Origin of the sequence: Sphingomonas sp. (assembly GCF_032114135.1) — a bacterium.
Lineage (GTDB): Bacteria > Pseudomonadota > Alphaproteobacteria > Sphingomonadales > Sphingomonadaceae > Sphingomonas.
In genome coordinates, this window is record NZ_DAMCTA010000001.1 from 382,402 (window position 1) to 401,478 (window position 19,077).

Here is a 19,077-nt window from a genome sequence, read left to right on the forward strand (position 1 = left end):
CCTTAAAAGCGGGGCTCATGCGACTGAACATTTTGCTCATTGGTGTGAGCCTCGTTTCCCTCGGGGCACCGGCATTCGCCCAGACTGCGCCCAGCGGTCGGCAGGACGTGCCGTCTCCCGGCGCCAAGACTGCCGCGCCGACGACGACGCTGCAGGACGCATTGGCCCAGGCCTATGCCACCAACCCGGACATCCAGGCGCAACGCGCTAATCAGCGCGCAAACGACGAGAATGTTCCGATCGCCCGCTCGCAGGGACTGCCCGGGCTCAGCGCCAACGGCGCCGCGAACGACAGCCTGTACAATACTAACGCGACGGCGCTGACGCCTTCGCGCCAGGCGCAGGTGGGGCTCAACCTGTCGCAGCCCATCTACAGCGGCGGCAGCATCCGCAATTCGGTGCGTGCCGCCAAGGTGCGGGTGAATGCCGGCCGCGCCAATCTGCGCGGGGCCGAGGCCGACATTTTCACCCAGACCGTCACCGCCTATCTCAACGTCATCCGTGACGAATCGATCGTCCGCCTCAACCAGGAAAATGTCCACGTCCTCGAGGTGAACCTCCAGGCGACGCGCGATCGCTTCCAGGTGGGTGACCTGACCCGCACGGACGTCGCACAGTCCGAGGCGCGACTAGCGCTCGCCCAGTCGCAGCTGCGCAGCGCCGAGGCGCAGCTGATCGGCAGCCGCGAGACCTATATCCAGGTCGTCGGCACCCCGCCGGGCGTGCTCGCACCGCCGCCGGCGCTGCCCAATCTGCCGCAGGACGTGCAGACCGCCGAGCAGGTGGCGCTCGCCAACAACCCCTTTCTCGAAGCGGCGCAACTCGCGCGCGACGCCTCGCGCTACGATACCCGGGTCGCGCAGGCCGGTCGTCTGCCGCAGGTGAGCCTAGGCGCGGGCGGCACCTATCTCAACTATCTCGGCTCGGTCGGCGATATCGGGCGCCGCGCCGGCCTCACCCCCACCACGACCACCGCCACCGTCGGTGTGCAGGTGACGATGCCGCTGTTCCAGGGCGGGCGCCCCGCCGCGCAGGTCCGCCAGGCGCAGGCCCGCGAGGGCGCCGCGATCGAGACGGTGACGCTCACCGAACGCGGCGTGATCGCCCAGGCGCGCTCGGCCTATGCCAGCTACCAGGCCGCGCTGCGCGTGATCGAATCGACCCGCACGGCGGTGCAGGCCAACCAGCTCAGCCTCGAAGGCGTCCGCGCCGAAAACAGCGTCGGTACGCGAACGATCCTCGACATCCTCAACGCCGAGCAGGAACTGCTCAACGCCCAGGTCCAGTATGTCACGGCGGAGCGCGACGCCTATGTCGCCGGTTTCAGCCTGCTGGCCTCGATGGGCCGGGCCCAGGCCAAGGACCTCAGCTTCGACAGCCGGCTGCTCTACGACCCGAGCGTGAACTATAATCGCGTGCGCAACCGCATCAACGACTGGGGCGACGACAAGGCGCCCCAGCCGGTGGCGACCAGCACCCGCACCACCCCGCCGCAGGGGCCGGAAGTCATCGGGGCGCCGCTCGATCCGGTGCTCCAGCGCCCGGTTGACAGCGACCGCCCCAATCCCTGATTGAGGGGGTTCGCACTCGAACGCCAGGATGGACGCGATGGGGACTGCCAGCAGCGAGCCGTCGATGGAGGAAATCCTCGCATCGATCAAACGGATCATCGCCGATGACGAGCCCGGCGCGTTCGCCCGCGGCCGCCCGCTTCGGGCCGTGCCCGAGGTTGAGCCTGAGGCGGAGCATGCCGGGGCCGAGCAACCCTACGAGGACGTGCTCGAACTGCACGAGCCGATCGCGGAGGAGCCGGCGCCTGCGCTGGCCCCGGTGGACCCGATCCTCTCCGATCGCGTCGCGGAGGCGAGCCGCGAGAAGCTCGAGGCGCTGTCGCGGTTGATCGTCAAGCCGCAGGTCGCCGGATCGGACACGCTGGAAGGCCTGGTGCGCGAGATGCTCAAGCCGATGCTGCGCGACTGGCTGGACCAGAACCTGCCGCAGCTGGTCGAGCAGATCGTCGCGCGCGAGATCGCCCGCATCACCGGCGCCCGCTGAACCGCAAATCGGGCGATTGTATCGGGCGTTACCTTCCGGCTATCGTCGGGGGCATGAAGCAGTTCCTCGTCGCGAGCGTCGCGCTCGCCGCCATCGCTGCGCCCGCATCGGCGCGAGACCTCACCATCCAGGACCTTGTCGGCCTCTCCCGCGTGGGGGCGCCCGCCGTCTCGCCGGACGGCCATTGGCTCGTCTGGCAGCAGCGCGAGACCGACCTCGCTGCGAACAAGGGCCGCTATGACCTGTGGCGGCTCGACCTGACCGCCAAGCGCACCAAGCCCGAGAAGCTGGTCGCCGAGCCGCTGGTCAACGAAACCGCGCCGCAATTCTCCGCCGACGGCAAGACCGTGTGGTTCCAGTCCGACAAGGGCGGCGAGGACGCGGTTTGGGGCGTGGCGATCACCGGCGGCACGCCGACCCAGCTGACCCATATCCAGGGCGGCTTCAGCGGCTTCAAGGTCTCGCCCGACGGCGCCAAGCTGCTCGTCTGGGCGGATCGCAAGCCGGGCGCGCCGACGGTGACGACGGCGATGGAGAAGAAGGATCCGAACGCCGGCTCGGGCCGCGTCTATCAGCAGCTGTTCGTGCGCCATTGGGATGCATGGGCGGACGGCACCCGCTCGCAGCTCTTCGTCCTGCCGTTCGGGCAACAGGGCGCGACCGGCGACGGTGTCGCGATCGAAGGCGGGCTGGTCGGCGACACGCCCTCCAAGCCTTCGGGCGGCGGCGAGGAGGTCGCCTGGAGCGCCGATGGCAAGACGATCTATTTCGCACTGCGCGAGGCGGGTCGGATCGAGTCGCTGTCGACCAATCTCGACATTTTCGCCGCCCCTGCGGATGGCTCCGCGGCGCCGGTGAACCTCACCAAGGGCAATGGCGGCATGGACAATCTGCCGACGCCGTCGCCCGACGGGAAGTGGCTGGCCTGGTTCGCGATGGCGCGCCCGGGCTATGAAGCCGATCGCCAGGTGCTGATGCTCCGCAACCTCGCCACCGGGGACGTGCGCGCGCTTACCGCCAATTGGGACCGCTCGGTCGCCTCGATTGCCTGGGCCTCGGACTCGAAGACGATCTACGTCACCGCGCAGGACGTGCAGGAAGAACCGGTCTTCGCCGTGTCGCTGGCGGGCAAGGTCGAGCGGCTGACTGAGAAGGGCAGCGTCTCCGCGGTGGTGCCGACCAAAGGCGGGCTCGTCTATGCGATGAACAGCCTCACCGCGCCGGACGATTTCTACTGGCTCAAGGGCAAGAAGAGCACGCGGCTTACGTCCGTGAACGCCGAGAAGCTGGCCGGCATCGCGATGCCCGAGGTGACCCGCTACAGCTTCAACGGCGCCAATGGCGATACCGTCTGGGGCTATGTCGCCAAGCCGGCGGGGCTGGCGGCGGGAGCCAAGGCGCCGATCGCGTTCATCGTCCATGGCGGGCCGCAGGGCAGCATGGGCAACAGCTGGTCGTACCGCTGGAACCCGGCGGTGTTTGCGGGTGCCGGCTATGCGGTGGTCGCGGTCGATTTCCACGGCTCGACCGGCTATGGCCAAGCCTTCACCGATGCGATCCGCAACAATTGGGGCGGGGGGCCGCTGGAGGACCTGAAGAAGGGTCTGCGCGCCGCAACCGATCGCTTCGCCTTCCTCGACGGCGACAAGGCCTGCGCGCTCGGTGCCTCCTACGGCGGCTATATGATGAACTGGATCGAGGGCCAGTGGCCCGATCGTTTCAAGTGCATCGTCCAGCATGACGGCGTGTTCGACGCGCGCGCCATGGCGTACGAAACCGAGGAGCTCTGGTTCGACGAGTGGGAACATGGCGGCAAGGCCTATTTCGAGGACCCCGCCGCGTTCGAGCGCTGGAACCCGGTCAACTATGTCAGCGCCTGGAAGACCCCGCAGCTGGTGATCACCAGCGAGAAGGACTTCCGCATCCCCTATACCCAGGGCCTGGCGGCCTTCACCGCGCTCCAGCGCCGCGAGATTCCGTCCAAGCTGCTCGTCTTTCCGGACGAGAACCATTGGGTGCTCAAGCCGAAGAACTCGCTGCAATGGTATGGCGAGGTGCTCGGCTGGATGGACCAGTGGACGGGCAAGCCGGGGAAGTAAGCGGCTGGGGAGGGGCTCCGGCCCCTCCGCTTCAGGCGAGAATGCGCACCGGGTCGCCGACGCGGATCAACCCGGGTCGCGCCGGTGCGGAATAGAGCCCGTAGCAGGCGGCGAAGCGCTGGGCGACGGTGCGCAGGATCGTCGGGTCCTTGGCGCCGGTGTCCGGATCGATGGTGACCAGCACGCATCGCTGGATCGGATCGGCGCAGTGCACGATCGCGCCGTCTTCGCTCGGATCGCCAAAGGCGAGGCGCAGGCCCTGCCACTGCTCGGGCAGCAGTTCGCTTTCGATCGTGACGTTGATGCGGAACCGGCGCGGATCGATCCGGCCGCCATGCGCGGTTTCCAGCGCGCGATGCCCGGCGCTTGTCTGGAGCGAGATCGGCATGGAGTCATAGACGCCGCGCGCCACCTGGATCAACGACACCGGCTCGCGCGCCGCCTCCGCCAGATGGGCGTGCAGGCCGGGGTCGTGCAGCGCGCGGACACCGCCGTCCGGGGCTTCCACCATGATCGCGCTGGTCTTGGGCGCGCCGGGGTCAGCGAAGCGCGCCCGGTGGAGGACCATGCCCGGCACCTCCCGGGCAGTAAGCCATGGAAAACGCGTCCCATTTTGCGCACGAACAAAGGCATATTGGCGGTCGCCCTCGATGCCCTGCCAGTCGACCTCGGCGACCGACAGCGTCTCGCCCGCCATCGACTTCACCGGAAAGCGGGCAAGCGCGGAGACATGGCCGACGATCAAGGTCACGCCACCGCAGCTAGCGCGCGTGCCCCATGTGCGCAACCTTCGTCAAGTTCCCCTCTTGTTCTCGCGGAACAAATGCGATACAACCGCTGCAACAGTGTTGAACGCGGTGCGTAAACCCTCTAGCGACGGGGCTTCCCAATGGCAGCATCTCTCAAGGTGATCGACGGCAATATGGCCAATCCCACGGACAAGCAGAAGGCGCTCGACGCCGCCCTCGCGCAGATCGACCGCGCCTTCGGCAAGGGCTCGGCCATGCGGCTGGGCTCGAAGGAGACGATGCAGGTCGAGGCGATCTCCACCGGGTCGCTCGGGCTCGACATCGCGCTCGGTGTCGGCGGCCTGCCGCGCGGCCGCGTGATCGAAGTCTATGGTCCGGAAAGCTCGGGCAAGACGACGCTGGCGCTGCACGTGATCGCCGAGGCGCAGAAGAATGGCGGCGTCGCCGCCTTCGTCGACGCCGAGCACGCGCTCGACCCCGTTTACGCCAAGAAGCTGGGCGTCAATATCGACGAACTGATCGTGTCGCAGCCCGATACCGGCGAGCAGGCGCTGGAAATCACCGATACGCTTGTCCGTTCGAACGCGATCGACGTGCTGGTGGTCGATTCGGTCGCGGCCTTGGTGCCGCGCGCCGAAATCGAAGGCGAGATGGGCGACAGCCATGTCGGCCTCCAGGCCCGTCTGATGTCGCAGAGCCTGCGCAAGCTGACCGGTTCGATCAGCCGCTCGCGCTGCATGGTGATCTTCATCAACCAGCTGCGCATGAAGATCGGCGTGATGTACGGCAATCCGGAGACGACGACGGGCGGCAACGCGCTGAAGTTCTACGCCTCGGTCCGCCTCGACATTCGTCGCACCGGCCAGATCAAGGACCGAGACGAGATCATCGGCAACGCGACGCGCGTCAAGGTGGTGAAGAACAAGGTGGCGCCGCCGTTCAAGCAGGTCGAGTTCGACATCATGTACGGCGAGGGCATCTCCAAGATCGGCGAAATCCTCGATCTTGGCGTGAAGGCCGGGCTGGTCGAGAAGGCGGGTGCCTGGTTTAGCTATGACAGCATCCGCATCGGCCAGGGGCGCGAGAATTCGAAGAACTTCCTGCGCGAGAACCCCGAGGTTTGCAATCGCCTCGAAGCTGCGATCCGCGGTCGTACCGAGCAGGTCGCCGAGGGACTGATGGCCGGTCCGGAGCCCGACGACGATATCTGATCGGATGACTTCGGCGGCGCCGGGGCCTGACGGGACGTGCGATGCTGCGTCCCCGGCCGGCCTCGCCACCCGCCTCGCCACTGCCCGGGCCTTGCTGCGATCGGCATGGCCCGAGGCGGTGGAGCGGGAGACGGCGCTTGGGGAAGGGCGGACGTTTGTCTATACGTCGCTTGATAGCAGCCAGGTGGTACTGCGGCTGGTCGTCGACGCGCCCAACCTGCTGTTCCACTTTGCCGAGGGGGCCCGGCTGCCCGATCCTGCGGGATTGCTGCGAGGCGAGGGGCGGCGCGGCCGCTATGTCTGCCTGGGCGCGGTTGCGTCCGGTGACGAACCGGCGCTGCGGGCGCTGATCGCCGTTGCGGCGGCCGGCGCCTCCGGCACGACTGAAATCGACATGGATAACAAATCTGGCGCAACTGCCTGATCCACGGCTCGTTGAAGCGTCGCACGCTTGCGAGGATTTCCCATGACCGATCAGAACAGCCGCAACGCCCCCGCCGGGGGCGAAACCCATCAGGTGACCGATGCCGAGCACCCGGTGCTCACCACCAACCATGGCACGCCGATCAGCGACAATCAGAATCAGCTGAAGGCCGGCGCGCGCGGGCCCGTGCTGATCGAGGACGAAGTCTTCCGCGAGAAGATGAACCATTTCGATCACGAGCGCATTCCGGAGCGCATCGTTCATGCCCGCGGCTCGGCGGCGCACGGCTATTTCGAGGTGACCGACAGCCTCGCCGACGTCACCGTCGCCGACCTGTTCCAAAAGAAGGGCCAGCGCACCGAGGTGTTCGTGCGCTTCTCCACCGTTGCGGGCGGCGCAGGGTCGGTCGACACGCCGCGCGACGTGCGTGGCTTTGCGGTCAAATTCTATACCCGCGAGGGCAATTGGGATCTGGTCGGCAACAACATCCCCGTCTTCTTCATCCAGGACGCGATCAAGTTCCCCGACCTCATCCACGCCGCCAAGATGGAGGCCGATCGTGGCTACCCGCAGGCGGCGACCGCCCACGACACCTTCTGGGACTTCATCAGCCTGATGCCCGAATCGACGCACATGGTGATGTGGGCGATGTCGGACCGCACGCTGCCGCGCAGCTTCGCGACGATGGAAGGCTTCGGCGTCCATACGTTCCGGCTGATCAACGCGGAGGGGAAGAGCACCTTCGTCAAGTTCCATTGGAAACCGAAGGCGGGGCTTGCCTCGACGATCTGGGACGAGACGGTGAAGATCGCCGGCGCCGATCCCGATTTCCAGCGCCGCGACCTGTTCGAGCGGATCGATCGCGGCGATTATCCGGAATGGGAACTGGGCGTGCAGCTGTTCGACGAGGACTTCGCCAACGCCCAGCCCTATGACGTGCTCGATGCCACCAAGCTGATCCCCGAGGAAGTGCTGCCGGTACGGATCGTCGGCCGGATGGTGCTCGACCGCTATCCCGACAATTTCTTCGCCGAGACCGAACAGGCGGCGTTCGTGCCGAGCCATGTCGTCCCCGGCATCGGCTTCAGCAACGATCCGCTGCTCCAGGGCCGGCTCTTCAGCTATACCGACACCCAGCTGTCGCGGCTCGGCTCGGTCAACTTCCACCAGCTGCCGATCAACAGCGCCAAGGGCCGCGCGGCGGCGGCGGGCTGCCCGTTCCTGAACCAGCAGCGCGACGGCCATATGCAGATGGCGGTGCCCAAGGGCCGCGCCAATTACGAGCCCAACAGCCTTGCCAAGGTCGGCGAGGAAGGCGGCGCGCGCGAGGATCCCGAGAAGGGCTACAAGACCTTCCCGTCGGAAGAGCAGGGCCAGAAGCTCCGCATCCGCCCCGAGAGCTTCGCCGACCATTATAGCCAGGCGCGGCTGTTCTTCCGCTCGATGGACCCGGCCGAGCAGGCGCATATCGCCTCGGCGCTGGTGTTCGAGCTGTCCAAGGTCAGCCTCGAACACATTCGCGTGGCAGTGATGGCGAACCTGCGCAACGTCGACGAGACGCTGGCGCAGCGCGTCGCCGACGGCCTCGCGATGGACCTGCCCGACGCCGCGCCGACGGCGGCGCCGGTGCTCGACATGGATCCGTCGCCAGCGCTCCGCATCATCCGCGGCCCGCGCGAGATCCACACGCTCGACGGCAAGACCGTCGGCATCCTCATCGCCGATGGTACCGATGCGGACGACCTCGCGACGCTCAAGGACGCGATCGAGGCGGCCGGCGGCAAGGCGATGACGATCGCACCCAAGGTCGGCGCCGTGCCGCTTTCGGATGGATCGAAGATCGCCGCCGATGCGCAGCTGTTCGGCCAGCCCTCGGTGACGGTCGACGCCTGCGCGGTGATCCTGTCCGACGAAGCAGCCGCCAAGCTCGTCAAGGAAGGCGCTGCCGTCCAGTGGGTGATGGACGCGTTCGGTCATCTCAAGGCGATCGGCGCCAACGCCGCAGCCCAGCCGCTGCTCGACAAGGCCGGCGTGGAAGCGGACGAAGGCGTCACCGATCTCGCCGGGTTCGTCGAGGCGGCGAAGCAGCGTTACTGGGACCGTGAGCCCAAGGTGCGCACGCTCGCCTGATCAGGCATCGCTGCAGCTTGCGCGGCGCTCCGGCGTCGCGCAAGCTGCAGGCCTGTGCAGCAAGCGACGGCAAGCGCCGCGCTCACCGGAGGGGCCGACTTGACGATCATCGTCCACCATCTCGAAAATTCCCGCTCGCAGCGCGTGCTCTGGTTGCTCGAGGAGCTTGGGCTTCCGTATGAAGTAAAGCGCTACGAGCGGAACAAGGCGACGATGCTCGCCCCGCCCGAACTCAAGAAGGTGCATCCGCTCGGCAAATCGCCGGTGATCGAGGATGGCGGCACCGTGGTCGCAGAAACCGGCGCGATCCTGCAATATCTGGTCGACAAGGCCGACGGCAAGCTCGGCGCGCCTGCGAAGCGCGAGGATGCACTGCGCTATCGTCACTTCCTCCATTATGCGGAGGGTTCGCTGATGCCGCCGCTGCTGGTGATGCTGGTGCTCGCCCGCGTGCCATTCTTCGGCAAGATGGGGCTCAAGAAGTTCCGGCCGATGGCCGAGGTGCATTTCGACTATGTCGAAGGCGAACTGGCGAAGCGCCCCTGGTTCGCCGGCGACACCTTCACCGCGGCCGACGTGATGATGAGCTTCCCCATGGAGGCCGCCGTCAAGCGCGCCGGCATCCTCGATGGTCGCCCACATATCGCGGCGTTCCTGGAGAAGATCCATGCCCGCCCGGCCTATCAGCGGGCGCTGAAGGCGGGCGGACCCTATGCTTATGCGTGAACGCGCCGGGAGCGTTCAGCCCCCGGCATAATCCTCGAACTTGTCGACATCGTGCGCCCCCCCGGCCGGGAGCGGCCGGACCGGAGGCTCGGCCTCGTCGGGCGCGTCGAGCTTGCCCTCCCAGCGCGCCACTACCGCTGCGGCCACCGCATTGCCGACGACATTGGTCGCGGTACGGCCCATGTCGAGGAAATGGTCGACCGCGAGGATCAGCAGCACCCCCGCCTCGGGAATGTTGAAATGCGCGAGCGTGCCGGTGATCACCACCAGGCTGGCGCGGGGCACCCCGGCAATGCCCTTGCTGGTGACCATCAGGATCAGCAGCATCTGGATCATCGTCGCCCAGTCGAGGTGGATGCCATAGGCCTGGGCGATGAAGATCGACGCGAAGGTCATGTACATCATCGAGCCATCGAGGTTGAACGAATAGCCGAGCGGCAGCACGAAGCTGGCGATCCGCGGCGGCACCCCGAACCGGTCCAGCGCATCGAGCGTGCGCGGATAGGCGGCCTCGGACGAGGCAGTCGAGAAGCCGAGCAGGATCGGATCGCGCAAATACCGGAACAGCAAGCCGGTACGCGGCCCGATCACCAGGAAGCAGGCACCGAGCAGCACCGCCCAAAGTGCTGCCAAGCCGATATAAAAGCTGCCCATGAAGAAGGCGAGATCGCCGACCACGCCCAGCCCCTGGGTGGCGAGTGTCCGCGCGACCGCGCAGAACACCGCGACCGGCGCGAACAGCATCACATAGCCGGTGACCGTCAGCATCACCGAGACCAGCGCCTCCAGCCCGCGCAGCAGCGGCTTGGCCTTGTCGCCCACCGCCGCCATGCCGACACCGAAGAACAGCGAGAAGATCACCAGCTGCAGGATGTCGTTGCTTGCCATCGCCTCGATCGCGCTGGTCGGAACGATATGGGTAAAGAACTTGGCGGCATCGAAGGCGGTCCGGTCCACCCCGCTCGACGCGTTGACCGGCGGCAGCGGCAGATGCAGCCCGGTGCCCGGATGCAGCAGGTTCACCAGGATCAGGCCGAGGGTAAGCGACACCAGGCTCGCGCAGACGAACCAGAAGAACGCCTTGAGCCCCACACGCCCGATCGCGCCGCCGCCGCCCATATGCGCGATGCCGACGACCAGCGTGGACACCACCAGCGGCGCGATGATCATCTTGATGAGATGGAGGAACATCTGGGTAGGGATATCGAGACCATAGGCGATCGATTCGAGCGTCGCCTTGCCCGCCGGCGTACCCCCATAGCCGAGGTTCAGCCCCCAGCCGATCAGCCCGCCCAGCAGCAGCGCCGCCAGGATGAACCAGGTTAGTCGTTTACCCACACATGCTCCCCGAAGAATCGTCGCGGGAGGGAAGGGGATTGTTGCGCCCGGGTCAAGTCCGAGGGCGTGCCGACGGTTTCAGCGCGGCACCGCGAGCTAAGGCGAAGGACGGGTATCCGCGGGCGATTTGTGCGCAGGCCGCGGGTCGCACCAGGCCGGACCGCGCGGTGCGGACGGTCCCGGCGCTGCCGGCGGCAATCTGGGGCCCGTCAGCAACAGCATCGGCACAATGGCGACGATCCGTCTAAGATCCCTTCTTTGGTCCGGTGCGAAAACCTTGCCGTCCGGGTCTGCTTCCGCCTACGCCGTCGACAGTACAAGAGCGAGGGCGTGACATGACGGCTTGGGCAACGACGCGGCGAAACCTGATCGGGAGCATGGCGGCGCTGCCCTTGCTCGGGATGCCCGCAATCGTACGCGCGGCCGAGCCCGATCTCGCCCAGCTCCAGGACATGACCGGCAACGCCCGCCCGATCGGCCCAGAGGAGCGCCACGCCCGGCTTGCCAAGGCACAGGCGCTGATGAAGGCGAACGGCATCGGCGCCGTGCTGATCGAACCCGGCGCCAGCCTGGTCTATTTCACCGGGATTCGCTGGGGCCGCAGCGAGCGGCTTACCGCCGCAATCCTGCCCGCGGAGGGCGAGCCCTGCATCGTCACCCCCTTCTTCGAGGAACCGCGCACCCGCGAGACGCTGGCGATCCCGGCCGAGGTCCGCGTGTGGCAGGAGGACGAGGATCCGCTCAAGATCGTCGCGGGCTTCCTCAAGGACCGCAAGCTTGCCGGGCTGCCGGTGGGCATCGAGGAAACGGTCCGCTTCTTCGCGGTCGACGGACTGCAGAAGAATGGGCTTCGCGTCACGTCGGCCAATCCGGTCGTGCGCGGCTGCCGGATGATCAAGAGCCCCGCCGAGCTGGCGCTGATGCAGCTCGCAACCGATATCACCATCGCTGCCTATCGCTTTGTCTATGCACACGTCGACAAGGGCATGCGCCAGCGCGACGTCTCGGCGCTGATGGATGCGGCGACGCGCAAGCTGGGCGGCGATCCCGAGTTCAGCATGGTGCTGGTCGGCGAGGGCGCGGCCTATCCGCACGGCACCAAGACGCCCTCGCCGGTGAGCGACGGCGCGATCGTGCTGATGGACTGCGGCTGCAACGTGATGGGCTACCAGTCCGACGTCTCGCGCACCTTCGTCCATGGCAGTGCGAGCGCCGAGCAGCGCAAGGTTTGGGACGCAGTGGCGAAGGGGCAGCACGTGGCATTCGCGGCGGCAAAGCTCGGCGCGCCGACAGGCAGCGTCGACGATGCCGTGCGCGGCTATTATGCGTCGCTTGGCTATGGGCCGGATTACAAGCTGCCCGGCCTGTCGCACCGCACCGGCCATGGCATCGGCCTCGACGGGCACGAGCCGGTCAACCTGGTCCGCGGCGAGAGAACGCCGCTCGCGCCCGGCATGTGCTTCTCCAATGAGCCCGGCATCTACATCCCCGGCAGCTTCGGCGTGCGGCTGGAGGATTGCTTCCACATGACCGAGGCTGGGCCGAAATGGTTCAGTGCGCCGCCGGTCTCGATCGATCAGCCGATGGGCTGATCGGCGCCGCGCGCGGGCCTGGTTGATACGAACGCGGAACGATCATCGTGATCGACGTGTTTCGCTTGAGCGAAAGCCCGCACGCCCCTAAGTCGACGAACATGACGTCGACCAATGATATCCGCCGCTCGTTTCTCGACTATTTCGAGGGCCAGGGCCATGCCCGCGTCCCCAGCGCGCCGCTGGTGCCGCACAACGATCCCACGCTGATGTTCGTGAATGCGGGCATGGTGCCGTTCAAGAACGTGTTCACCGGCCTGGAATCGCGCCCGTACAGCACCGCGACCAGCAGCCAGAAGTGCGTGCGCGCGGGCGGCAAGCATAACGATCTCGACAATGTCGGCTATACCGCCCGGCACCATACCTTCTTCGAAATGCTCGGCAATTTCTCGTTCGGCGATTATTTCAAGGAGCAGGCGATCACCCACGCCTGGACGCTCCTCACCAGGGAGTGGGGCATTCCGGCCGAGAAGCTGACCGTCACGGTATACCACACCGACGACCAGGCGTTCGACCTGTGGAAGAAGATCGCCGGGCTGCCCGATCACAAGATCATCCGCATCCCGACCAAGGACAATTTCTGGGCGATGGGCTCGGATGGTCCGTGCGGGCCCTGCTCGGAAATCTTCTACGATCACGGCGAGCACATCTATGGCGGCCCCCCGGGCTCGCCCGAGGAAGATGGCGACCGTTTCGTCGAGATCTGGAACCTCGTCTTCATGCAGTTCGTGCAGGAAAATGACGAGATCATCGGCGACCTGCCGCGGCCGAGCATCGACACCGGCATGGGGCTGGAGCGCATCGCCGCCGTGCTCCAGGGCGTCCACAACAATTACGACATCGACACCTTCAAGGCGCTGATCGACCAGTCGGCGGCGCTGACCGGCACCTCGGCCAGCGGCGAGCAGGTCGCCAGCCACCGCGTGATCGCCGATCACCTGCGCTCGTCGGGCTTCCTCGTCGCGGACGGCGTGCTGCCGGCGAACGAGGGCCGCGGCTATGTGCTTCGCCGCATCATGCGTCGCGCGATGCGCCATGCGCACCTGCTGGGCGCCAAGGATCCGTTGATGCACCGGCTGGTGCCGTCGCTGGTCGCCGAGATGGGCGCTGCGTACCCCGAGCTGGTGCGCGCGCAGCCGCTGATCGAAGCGACGTTGCTCCAGGAGGAAACCCGCTTCCGCCAGACGCTCGCCAACGGCCTGCGCCTGCTCGACGAGGCGACGGTGGGGCTGAAGGCCGGCGACACGCTGCCGGGCGCGACGGCGTTCAAGCTCTACGACACCTTCGGCTTCCCCTATGACCTGACCGAGGACGCGCTGCGCGCCAACGAGATCGGCGTCGATCGTGCGGGCTTCGATGCGGCGATGGCCGAGCAGAAGCGCGCCGCCCGCGCCGCCTGGAAGGGCTCGGGCGAGAAGGCTTCGGAAGAGCTGTGGTACGATCTCGCCGACGAGCTCGGCGGCACCGAATTCATCGGCTATTCGGGCACCCAGGGCGAGGGCCAGGTGGTAGCGCTGGTCAAGGACGGTGCGCGGGTGGAGAAGGCGGTCGCCGGCGACACGGTGACTATCCTCACCAACCAGACGCCCTTCTATGGCGAGAGCGGCGGCCAGATGGGCGATGTCGGCGTGATCGGCAACGACAAGCTGCGTGCGCTCGTGGATGATACCTCCAAACCGCTGGGCCGGCTGCATGCGCATCATGCCAAGATCGAAAGCGGCGAAGTCGCGGTCGGCGACGCCGTGCACCTGTCGGTCGATGTCGAGCATCGCGACCAAGTTCGCGCCAACCATTCGGCGACGCACCTGCTGCACGCGGCGCTGCGCAAGCGGCTCGGCACCCATGTCAGCCAGAAGGGCAGCCTGGTGGCGCCCGAGCGGCTGCGCTTCGACTTCTCGCACCCCTCGGCGCTGACGCCCGAGCAGATCGCGCTGGTCGAGGCCGATGTGAACGCGCAGATCCGCCACAACGGCACGGTCGAGACGCGGCTGATGACTCCGGACGACGCGATCGCCGCCGGCGCGATGGCGTTGTTCGGCGAAAAGTATGGCGACGAGGTCCGCGTGCTCTCGATGGGGCTGGGCGAGGATGCGTCCTACTCGGTCGAGCTGTGCGGCGGTACGCACGTCAATGCGACGGGTGACATCGCGATCTTCAAGATCGTCTCCGAAAGCGCCGTCTCCTCGGGCGTGCGCCGCATCGAGGCACTGACCGGCGAGGGCGCCCGGCTGTGGCTCAACGCCCGCGACGAGCGGCTGCGTGAGGCGGCGGCTGCGCTCAAGACCGCGCCGGATGATGTGCCCGCGCGCGTCGCGGCGCTGGTCGAGGAACGCCGCAAGCTCGAGCGCGAGCTGGCCGACGCCAAGAAGGCGCTGGCCCTTGGCGGCGGTGCCGGGGCGGCACCGGCGGGTCCGGAGCAGGTGAACGGCATCAACTTCGTCGGGCAGGTGCTCGGCGGGCTGGAAGCCAAGGCGCTGCGCGGCGCGGTGGACGAGGCCAAGGCGCGGATCGGCAGCGGCGTGGTCGCGCTGGTGGCGGTGAACGAGGGCCGCGCGTCGGTCGCGGTCGGCGTCAGCGACGGGATCGGCGTGAGCGCGGTGGACCTGGTGAAGGTCGCCGTCGCAGTGCTCGGCGGCCAGGGCGGCGGCGGCCGTCCGGACATGGCGCAGGGCGGCGGTCCGGACGGGGCCAAGGGCGCGGATGCGCTCGCGGCCGTGAAGGCGGCGCTGGCAGAGGCTGCCGTCGCCGCCTGATCCCAGGGTCAGCGCCCGGGGGCGTAGCCGTCCTCGGGCAGCACCCAGATCGCCGTCTGGCCCATCTCCGGGCGCAGCAGGCCGTCGATGGTGACGTTGACGGTCAGCTCGCCCGCACCAGCATCGCGATAGCAGCGCTCATGCCCGGCGAGCGGCTGAAGCGCTTCCATCAGTTTGAGCCGCGTGTTGGCCTCCAGCGCCGGGCTGAGCGCGGTGCCGTTGCTGGTCAGCTTGCCGCTGTTGAAGTCTGCGGGGCGGACGCGGCTGCACACCATGCCGTCGCGCATTTGGCCGAAGGTGGAATATTCGAGCACGATCACCGGATCGCGGTTGACGACGCCGGTCACCAGCGCGTCGAACGCGCCGTCGCCGCGCAGCGTGTAGCGGACGATCGTGCCGCAGGTGCGCGCGCTGCGATCGGGATCGATGCAGCGGATGCGCCCGGCCTTGGCCGGGGCGAGCGGATCGGGAACGGCTTCGCCCTGCATGGGGGCGAGCAGGGCGAGGGCGAGGGGTAGCAGCATCAGGGGTCAGGCCTCGGTTGGGTCGGTGCTCGCACCAAGGCGCGACCGGGTGAGGCGCGGTTCGCGCTGCAGCCCGGCGGCTTCCTTGATCGAGCGGCGCATCTCGTCGCGCTTTTCGTGGATCGATGCAATCACCGGACCGACGCCGAGGCCGAGATCGACCAGCAGCGCCTCGGACAGTTGCAGCGAGCTTTCCATCGCCTCCGGGACCGCATCGGTGGCGCCGGCGCGATAGAGCTCTGCGGCATGTCCGGCATCGCGCGCGCGGGCGATAATCGGCAGGGTCGGTACCCAGCCGCGCACCCGCTTGGTCAGCCGCACGGTCAGCACGGGGTCGTCCATCGTCAACACCAGTGCCTTGGCGCGCCCGAGCTGGAGCTGGTCGACCAGCTCGTTGCGGGTGACGTCACCGAACAGCACATGGAAGCCGGCGCGTCGGCCGCGGACGACGCTGTCGATATCGGCGTCGACGGCGACATAGGGCTTGTCGTGGCGGCGCAGCATCTCGGCGACGGTACGCCCGACGCGGCCGAAGCCGATGACGACGGTACCGCCCTCGACCGGCGCCAGATCTTCCTCGGCGATCTGCGCGCCGTTCTTGCCCTCGATCTTGCGCGCGGCGCCCCGGCCCGCCTTGGCGAGCAGCGGGGTGGCGGTGAGGCCGATCGCAGTGACCGCGCTCCAGAACGCCGCGGTGCCGGGCGCGATCAGACCGGCCGCACCGGCGACGCCGAGCACGATCAGCGTGGTCTCGGACGGACTCGCCATCAGTACGCCGGTTTCGGCCGCGGTGCCCATGCGCGCGCCCGACCAGCGCAGCAGCACGGTCGTTACCGCGACCTTGACCGCCATCACCAGCACGCTTGCGCCGAGCAGCGCCGCCCAGTTCTCGGCGACGAAGCCGAGGTCGAGTTGCATGCCTACGGTGAGCAAGAAGACGCCGAGCGCGAGTCCCTTGAACGGTGCGGTGATTGCTTCGACTTCCCCGTGATATTCGGTCTCGGCGATCAGCAGGCCCGCGATCAGCGCGCCGACGATCGGCGACAGTCCCGCCGCGGTGGTCGCCAAGCTGGCGACGATCACGACGAGCAGGCTGGCGGCGAGGAAGAGCTCGGGGCTCTTGGTCCGCGCGGCTTGGGCGAACATGCGCGGCAGCACGATCCGTCCGCCGATGAACAATACCGCGACGGTCGCCGCGCCGATGCCCAGCGTCATCAGCAATTTGGTGACGCCGGCGCCATCGGGATTGGGTGCCATTGCGCCAAGTCCGAAGATGATAGGCACCAGTGCCAGATCCTCGAAGAGCAGCATCGCGAAGGCGGCGCGGCCGACAGGGCTGGTCGTGCCCGCGATCGGGATCACCAGCGCGGTGGAAGAAAGGGCGAGCGCAAGACCCAGCCCGATCGCGCCACCGGTGCTCAGGCCGGTTAGATAGAGCAGGGCGGCAAGGATCAGTCCCGATCCGAAGAGTTCGGCAGCACCCGTGCCGAACACCAGCGACCGCATCGCCCAAAGCCGCTTGAACGAAAGCTCGAGCCCGATCGAGAACAGCAGCAGGATGATGCCGAACTCGGCGAACGGCTCGATCGAGTGCGCGTCCGAGATGGTAAGGTAGTAGAGCCAGGGCGCCTGGCCGACCAGGCTGCCGAGCCCGAACGGTCCGACCAGCAGGCCGGCCAGAATGAACCCGATCACCGGGCTGATGCGGAAGCGCGCGAAAGCCGGAATGACGAGGCCCGCGGCGCCGAGGATTACCAGCGTGTCGCTGAAGCCGTGGTTGGACAGGCTCAGCATGCGGACGCGGGGCGGGGATGGGAGGAAAAGAAAGGCCGATGGCCGGTGGCGGGTTTTGCTCGCTCGGTCATGCCCCCTAGAGACGATGCGAGGCCCGGCATTGCAAGTAGAAAAGCCCGCCAGTGGCGGGCTTTTCCGTAGCTTTCCCGAAGGGAAGCCGGCTTACTGCCAGCTGCCCATCGCGGTTTCGAGGTTGACACGGATCGCTTCGAAGAACTGCTCGGTGGTCATCCAGGCCTGATCCGGGCCGATCAGCAGCGCGAGATCCTTGGTCATCTTGCCGCTCTCGACGGTCTCGATGCACACGCGCTCCAGCGTCTCGGCGAAGCGGGTCACCTCGGGGGTGTTGTCGAACTTGCCGCGATACTTGAGGCCGCCGGTCCAGGCGAAGATCGAAGCGATCGGGTTGGTCGAGGTCGCCTTGCCCTGCTGGTGCTGGCGATAGTGGCGGGTGACGGTGCCGTGCGCCGCTTCCGCCTCGATCGTCTTGCCGTCCGGGGTCATCAGAACCGAGGTCATCAGGCCCAGCGAGCCGAAGCCCTGCGCGACCTGGTCCGACTGGACGTCGCCGTCATAGTTTTTGCAGGCCCAGACGAATTCGCCGTGCCACTTGAGTGCCGAGGCGACCATGTCGTCGATCAGGCGATGCTCGTAGACGATGCCGGCGCTCTGAAACTGATCCTTGAACTCGGTCTCGAACACCTCGGCGAAGATGTCCTTGAAGCGGCCGTCATAGGCCTTGAGGATCGTGTTCTTGGTCGACAGGTACAGCGGCCAGTTGCGGCCCAGCGCATAGTTCATCGAGGCGCGCGCGAAATCGCGGATCGACTCATCGAGATTGTACATGCCCATGGCGACGCCGGCCTGCGGGAAGTCGAACACCTCGTGCTCGATCGTCTCGCCATTCTCGCCTTCCCACTTCATGGTCAGCTTGCCCTTGCCGGGCACCTTGAAGTCGGTCGCCTTGTACTGATCGCCGAAGGCGTGACGGCCGACGACGATCGGCTTGGTCCAGCCCGGGATCAGGCGGGGGACGTTCGAGATCACGATCGGCTCGCGGAAGATCACGCCGCCCAGGATGTTGCGGATCGTGCCGTTGGGCGACTTCCACATCTTCTTGAGGCTGAATTCCTCGACGCGCTGCTCGTCCGGGGTGATCGTCGCGCACTTCACGCCGACGCCGTACTGCTTGATCGCATTGGCCGAATCGATGGTGATCTGGTCGTTGGTCTCGTCGCGCTTCTGCACCGAGAGGTCGTAATACTTCAGATCGATATCGAGGTACGGAAGGATCAGGCGCTCGCGGATCCATTCCCAGATGATCCGCGTCATTTCGTCGCCGTCGATCTCCACGACGGGCGTTGCTACCTTGATCTTCGCCATAAGCTCGCTTTCCTGAGACAGGTTGGTTCCCGGCAGCGTCTAGGGGCAAGGGCAGGGGGGATCAAGCGCTTGCGGTGGGCAAAGCCAGACCGGAGGAACACCCGCTCGGCGCCCAGCACTTGGCTGCAGCGACCATGTCCGACGATGTGCGAAAACACCCTGGCTGCGGCATGTTGTGCCGGCAAGCCGTGGTGACCCCTACGGGAATCGAACCCGTGTTTCAGCCGTGAAAGGGCCGCGTCCTAACCGCTAGACGAAGGGGCCAACTGCGTGGCGTGGAGCGGCCGAATAGGGGGCGA

The 19,077-nt window shown here is 67.1% G+C and carries 14 protein-coding genes and 1 tRNA gene; 9 read left to right on the plus strand and 6 right to left on the minus strand.

The window, feature by feature from the left end; translation table 11 throughout:
• Positions 1–17: 17 nt before the first annotated feature.
• The 3 genes from RT655_RS01920 to RT655_RS01930 are packed head-to-tail and all read left to right on the plus strand — an operon-like array spanning position 18 to position 4,154.
• Positions 18–1,571, plus strand: coding sequence for a TolC family outer membrane protein (locus RT655_RS01920; protein ID WP_313534701.1), 1,554 nt, complete (start codon positions 18–20; stop codon positions 1,569–1,571).
• 37 nt (positions 1,572–1,608) lie between these two features.
• The gene (locus RT655_RS01925) at positions 1,609–2,055 is read left to right on the plus strand and encodes a DUF2497 domain-containing protein (protein ID WP_313534702.1); all 447 of its coding nucleotides are present in this window, start codon (positions 1,609–1,611) and stop codon (positions 2,053–2,055) included.
• Between the two features lie 53 nt (positions 2,056–2,108).
• Complete coding sequence (locus RT655_RS01930) at positions 2,109–4,154, plus strand: S9 family peptidase (RefSeq protein ID WP_313534703.1); 2,046 nt, start codon at positions 2,109–2,111, stop codon at positions 4,152–4,154.
• 31 nt (positions 4,155–4,185) lie between these two features.
• Here the strand turns inward: RT655_RS01930 and RT655_RS01935 are convergent, their stop codons facing one another.
• Entirely contained in the window at positions 4,186–4,905 is a 720-nt protein-coding gene (locus tag RT655_RS01935; RefSeq protein ID WP_313534704.1) for an MOSC N-terminal beta barrel domain-containing protein, read from the minus strand.
• 138 nt (positions 4,906–5,043) lie between these two features.
• On the opposite strand from RT655_RS01935, the gene recA reads away from it, so the two are divergent.
• The 4 genes from recA (at position 5,044) to RT655_RS01955 (ending at position 9,394) form a co-directional block, all read left to right on the plus strand.
• Entirely contained in the window at positions 5,044–6,114 is a 1,071-nt protein-coding gene (gene recA, locus RT655_RS01940; RefSeq protein ID WP_313534706.1) for a recombinase RecA, read from the plus strand.
• 4 nt (positions 6,115–6,118) lie between these two features.
• Positions 6,119–6,538 (plus strand): hypothetical protein, encoded by a 420-nt coding sequence (locus tag RT655_RS01945; RefSeq protein ID WP_313534707.1) that lies wholly within the window; start codon positions 6,119–6,121, stop codon positions 6,536–6,538.
• Positions 6,539–6,580: 42 nt separating this feature from the next.
• Entirely contained in the window at positions 6,581–8,668 is a 2,088-nt protein-coding gene (locus RT655_RS01950) for a catalase (protein ID WP_313534708.1), read from the plus strand.
• Between the two features lie 99 nt (positions 8,669–8,767).
• Positions 8,768–9,394, plus strand: a complete 627-nt coding sequence (locus tag RT655_RS01955; RefSeq protein WP_313536876.1) for a glutathione S-transferase — start codon at positions 8,768–8,770, stop codon at positions 9,392–9,394.
• Positions 9,395–9,409: 15 nt separating this feature from the next.
• Here RT655_RS01955 and RT655_RS01960 read toward each other — a convergent pair whose 3' ends face one another.
• Positions 9,410–10,732: a dicarboxylate/amino acid:cation symporter gene (locus RT655_RS01960; RefSeq protein ID WP_313534709.1), complete on the minus strand. Its 1,323-nt coding sequence runs from the start codon at positions 10,730–10,732 to the stop codon at positions 9,410–9,412.
• Between the two features lie 335 nt (positions 10,733–11,067).
• Here RT655_RS01960 and RT655_RS01965 point away from each other — a divergent pair, with 335 nt between their 5' ends.
• Together RT655_RS01965 and alaS are read left to right on the plus strand one after the other, a co-directional pair.
• Complete coding sequence (locus RT655_RS01965; protein WP_313534710.1) at positions 11,068–12,324, plus strand: Xaa-Pro peptidase family protein; 1,257 nt, start codon at positions 11,068–11,070, stop codon at positions 12,322–12,324.
• Between the two features lie 101 nt (positions 12,325–12,425).
• The gene (gene alaS / locus RT655_RS01970; RefSeq protein WP_313534711.1) at positions 12,426–15,077 is read left to right on the plus strand and encodes an alanine--tRNA ligase; all 2,652 of its coding nucleotides are present in this window, start codon (positions 12,426–12,428) and stop codon (positions 15,075–15,077) included.
• An 8-nt stretch (positions 15,078–15,085) separates the two neighbouring features.
• On the opposite strand, the gene RT655_RS01975 is transcribed toward alaS, so the two are convergent.
• From RT655_RS01975 to RT655_RS01990, 4 genes are all read right to left on the minus strand, one after another.
• On the minus strand, positions 15,086–15,601 hold the full coding sequence (locus RT655_RS01975; RefSeq protein WP_313534712.1) for a hypothetical protein: 516 nt from the start codon (positions 15,599–15,601) through the stop codon (positions 15,086–15,088).
• Positions 15,602–15,607: 6 nt separating this feature from the next.
• Positions 15,608–17,395: a cation:proton antiporter gene (locus RT655_RS01980; protein ID WP_313534713.1), complete on the minus strand. Its 1,788-nt coding sequence runs from the start codon at positions 17,393–17,395 to the stop codon at positions 15,608–15,610.
• Positions 17,396–17,557: 162 nt separating this feature from the next.
• The gene (locus RT655_RS01985) at positions 17,558–18,778 is read right to left on the minus strand and encodes an NADP-dependent isocitrate dehydrogenase (protein ID WP_141985390.1); all 1,221 of its coding nucleotides are present in this window, start codon (positions 18,776–18,778) and stop codon (positions 17,558–17,560) included.
• 189 nt (positions 18,779–18,967) lie between these two features.
• Positions 18,968–19,042: transfer RNA gene (locus tag RT655_RS01990), tRNA-Glu, on the minus strand.
• Between the last annotated feature and the right edge of the window lie 35 nt (positions 19,043–19,077).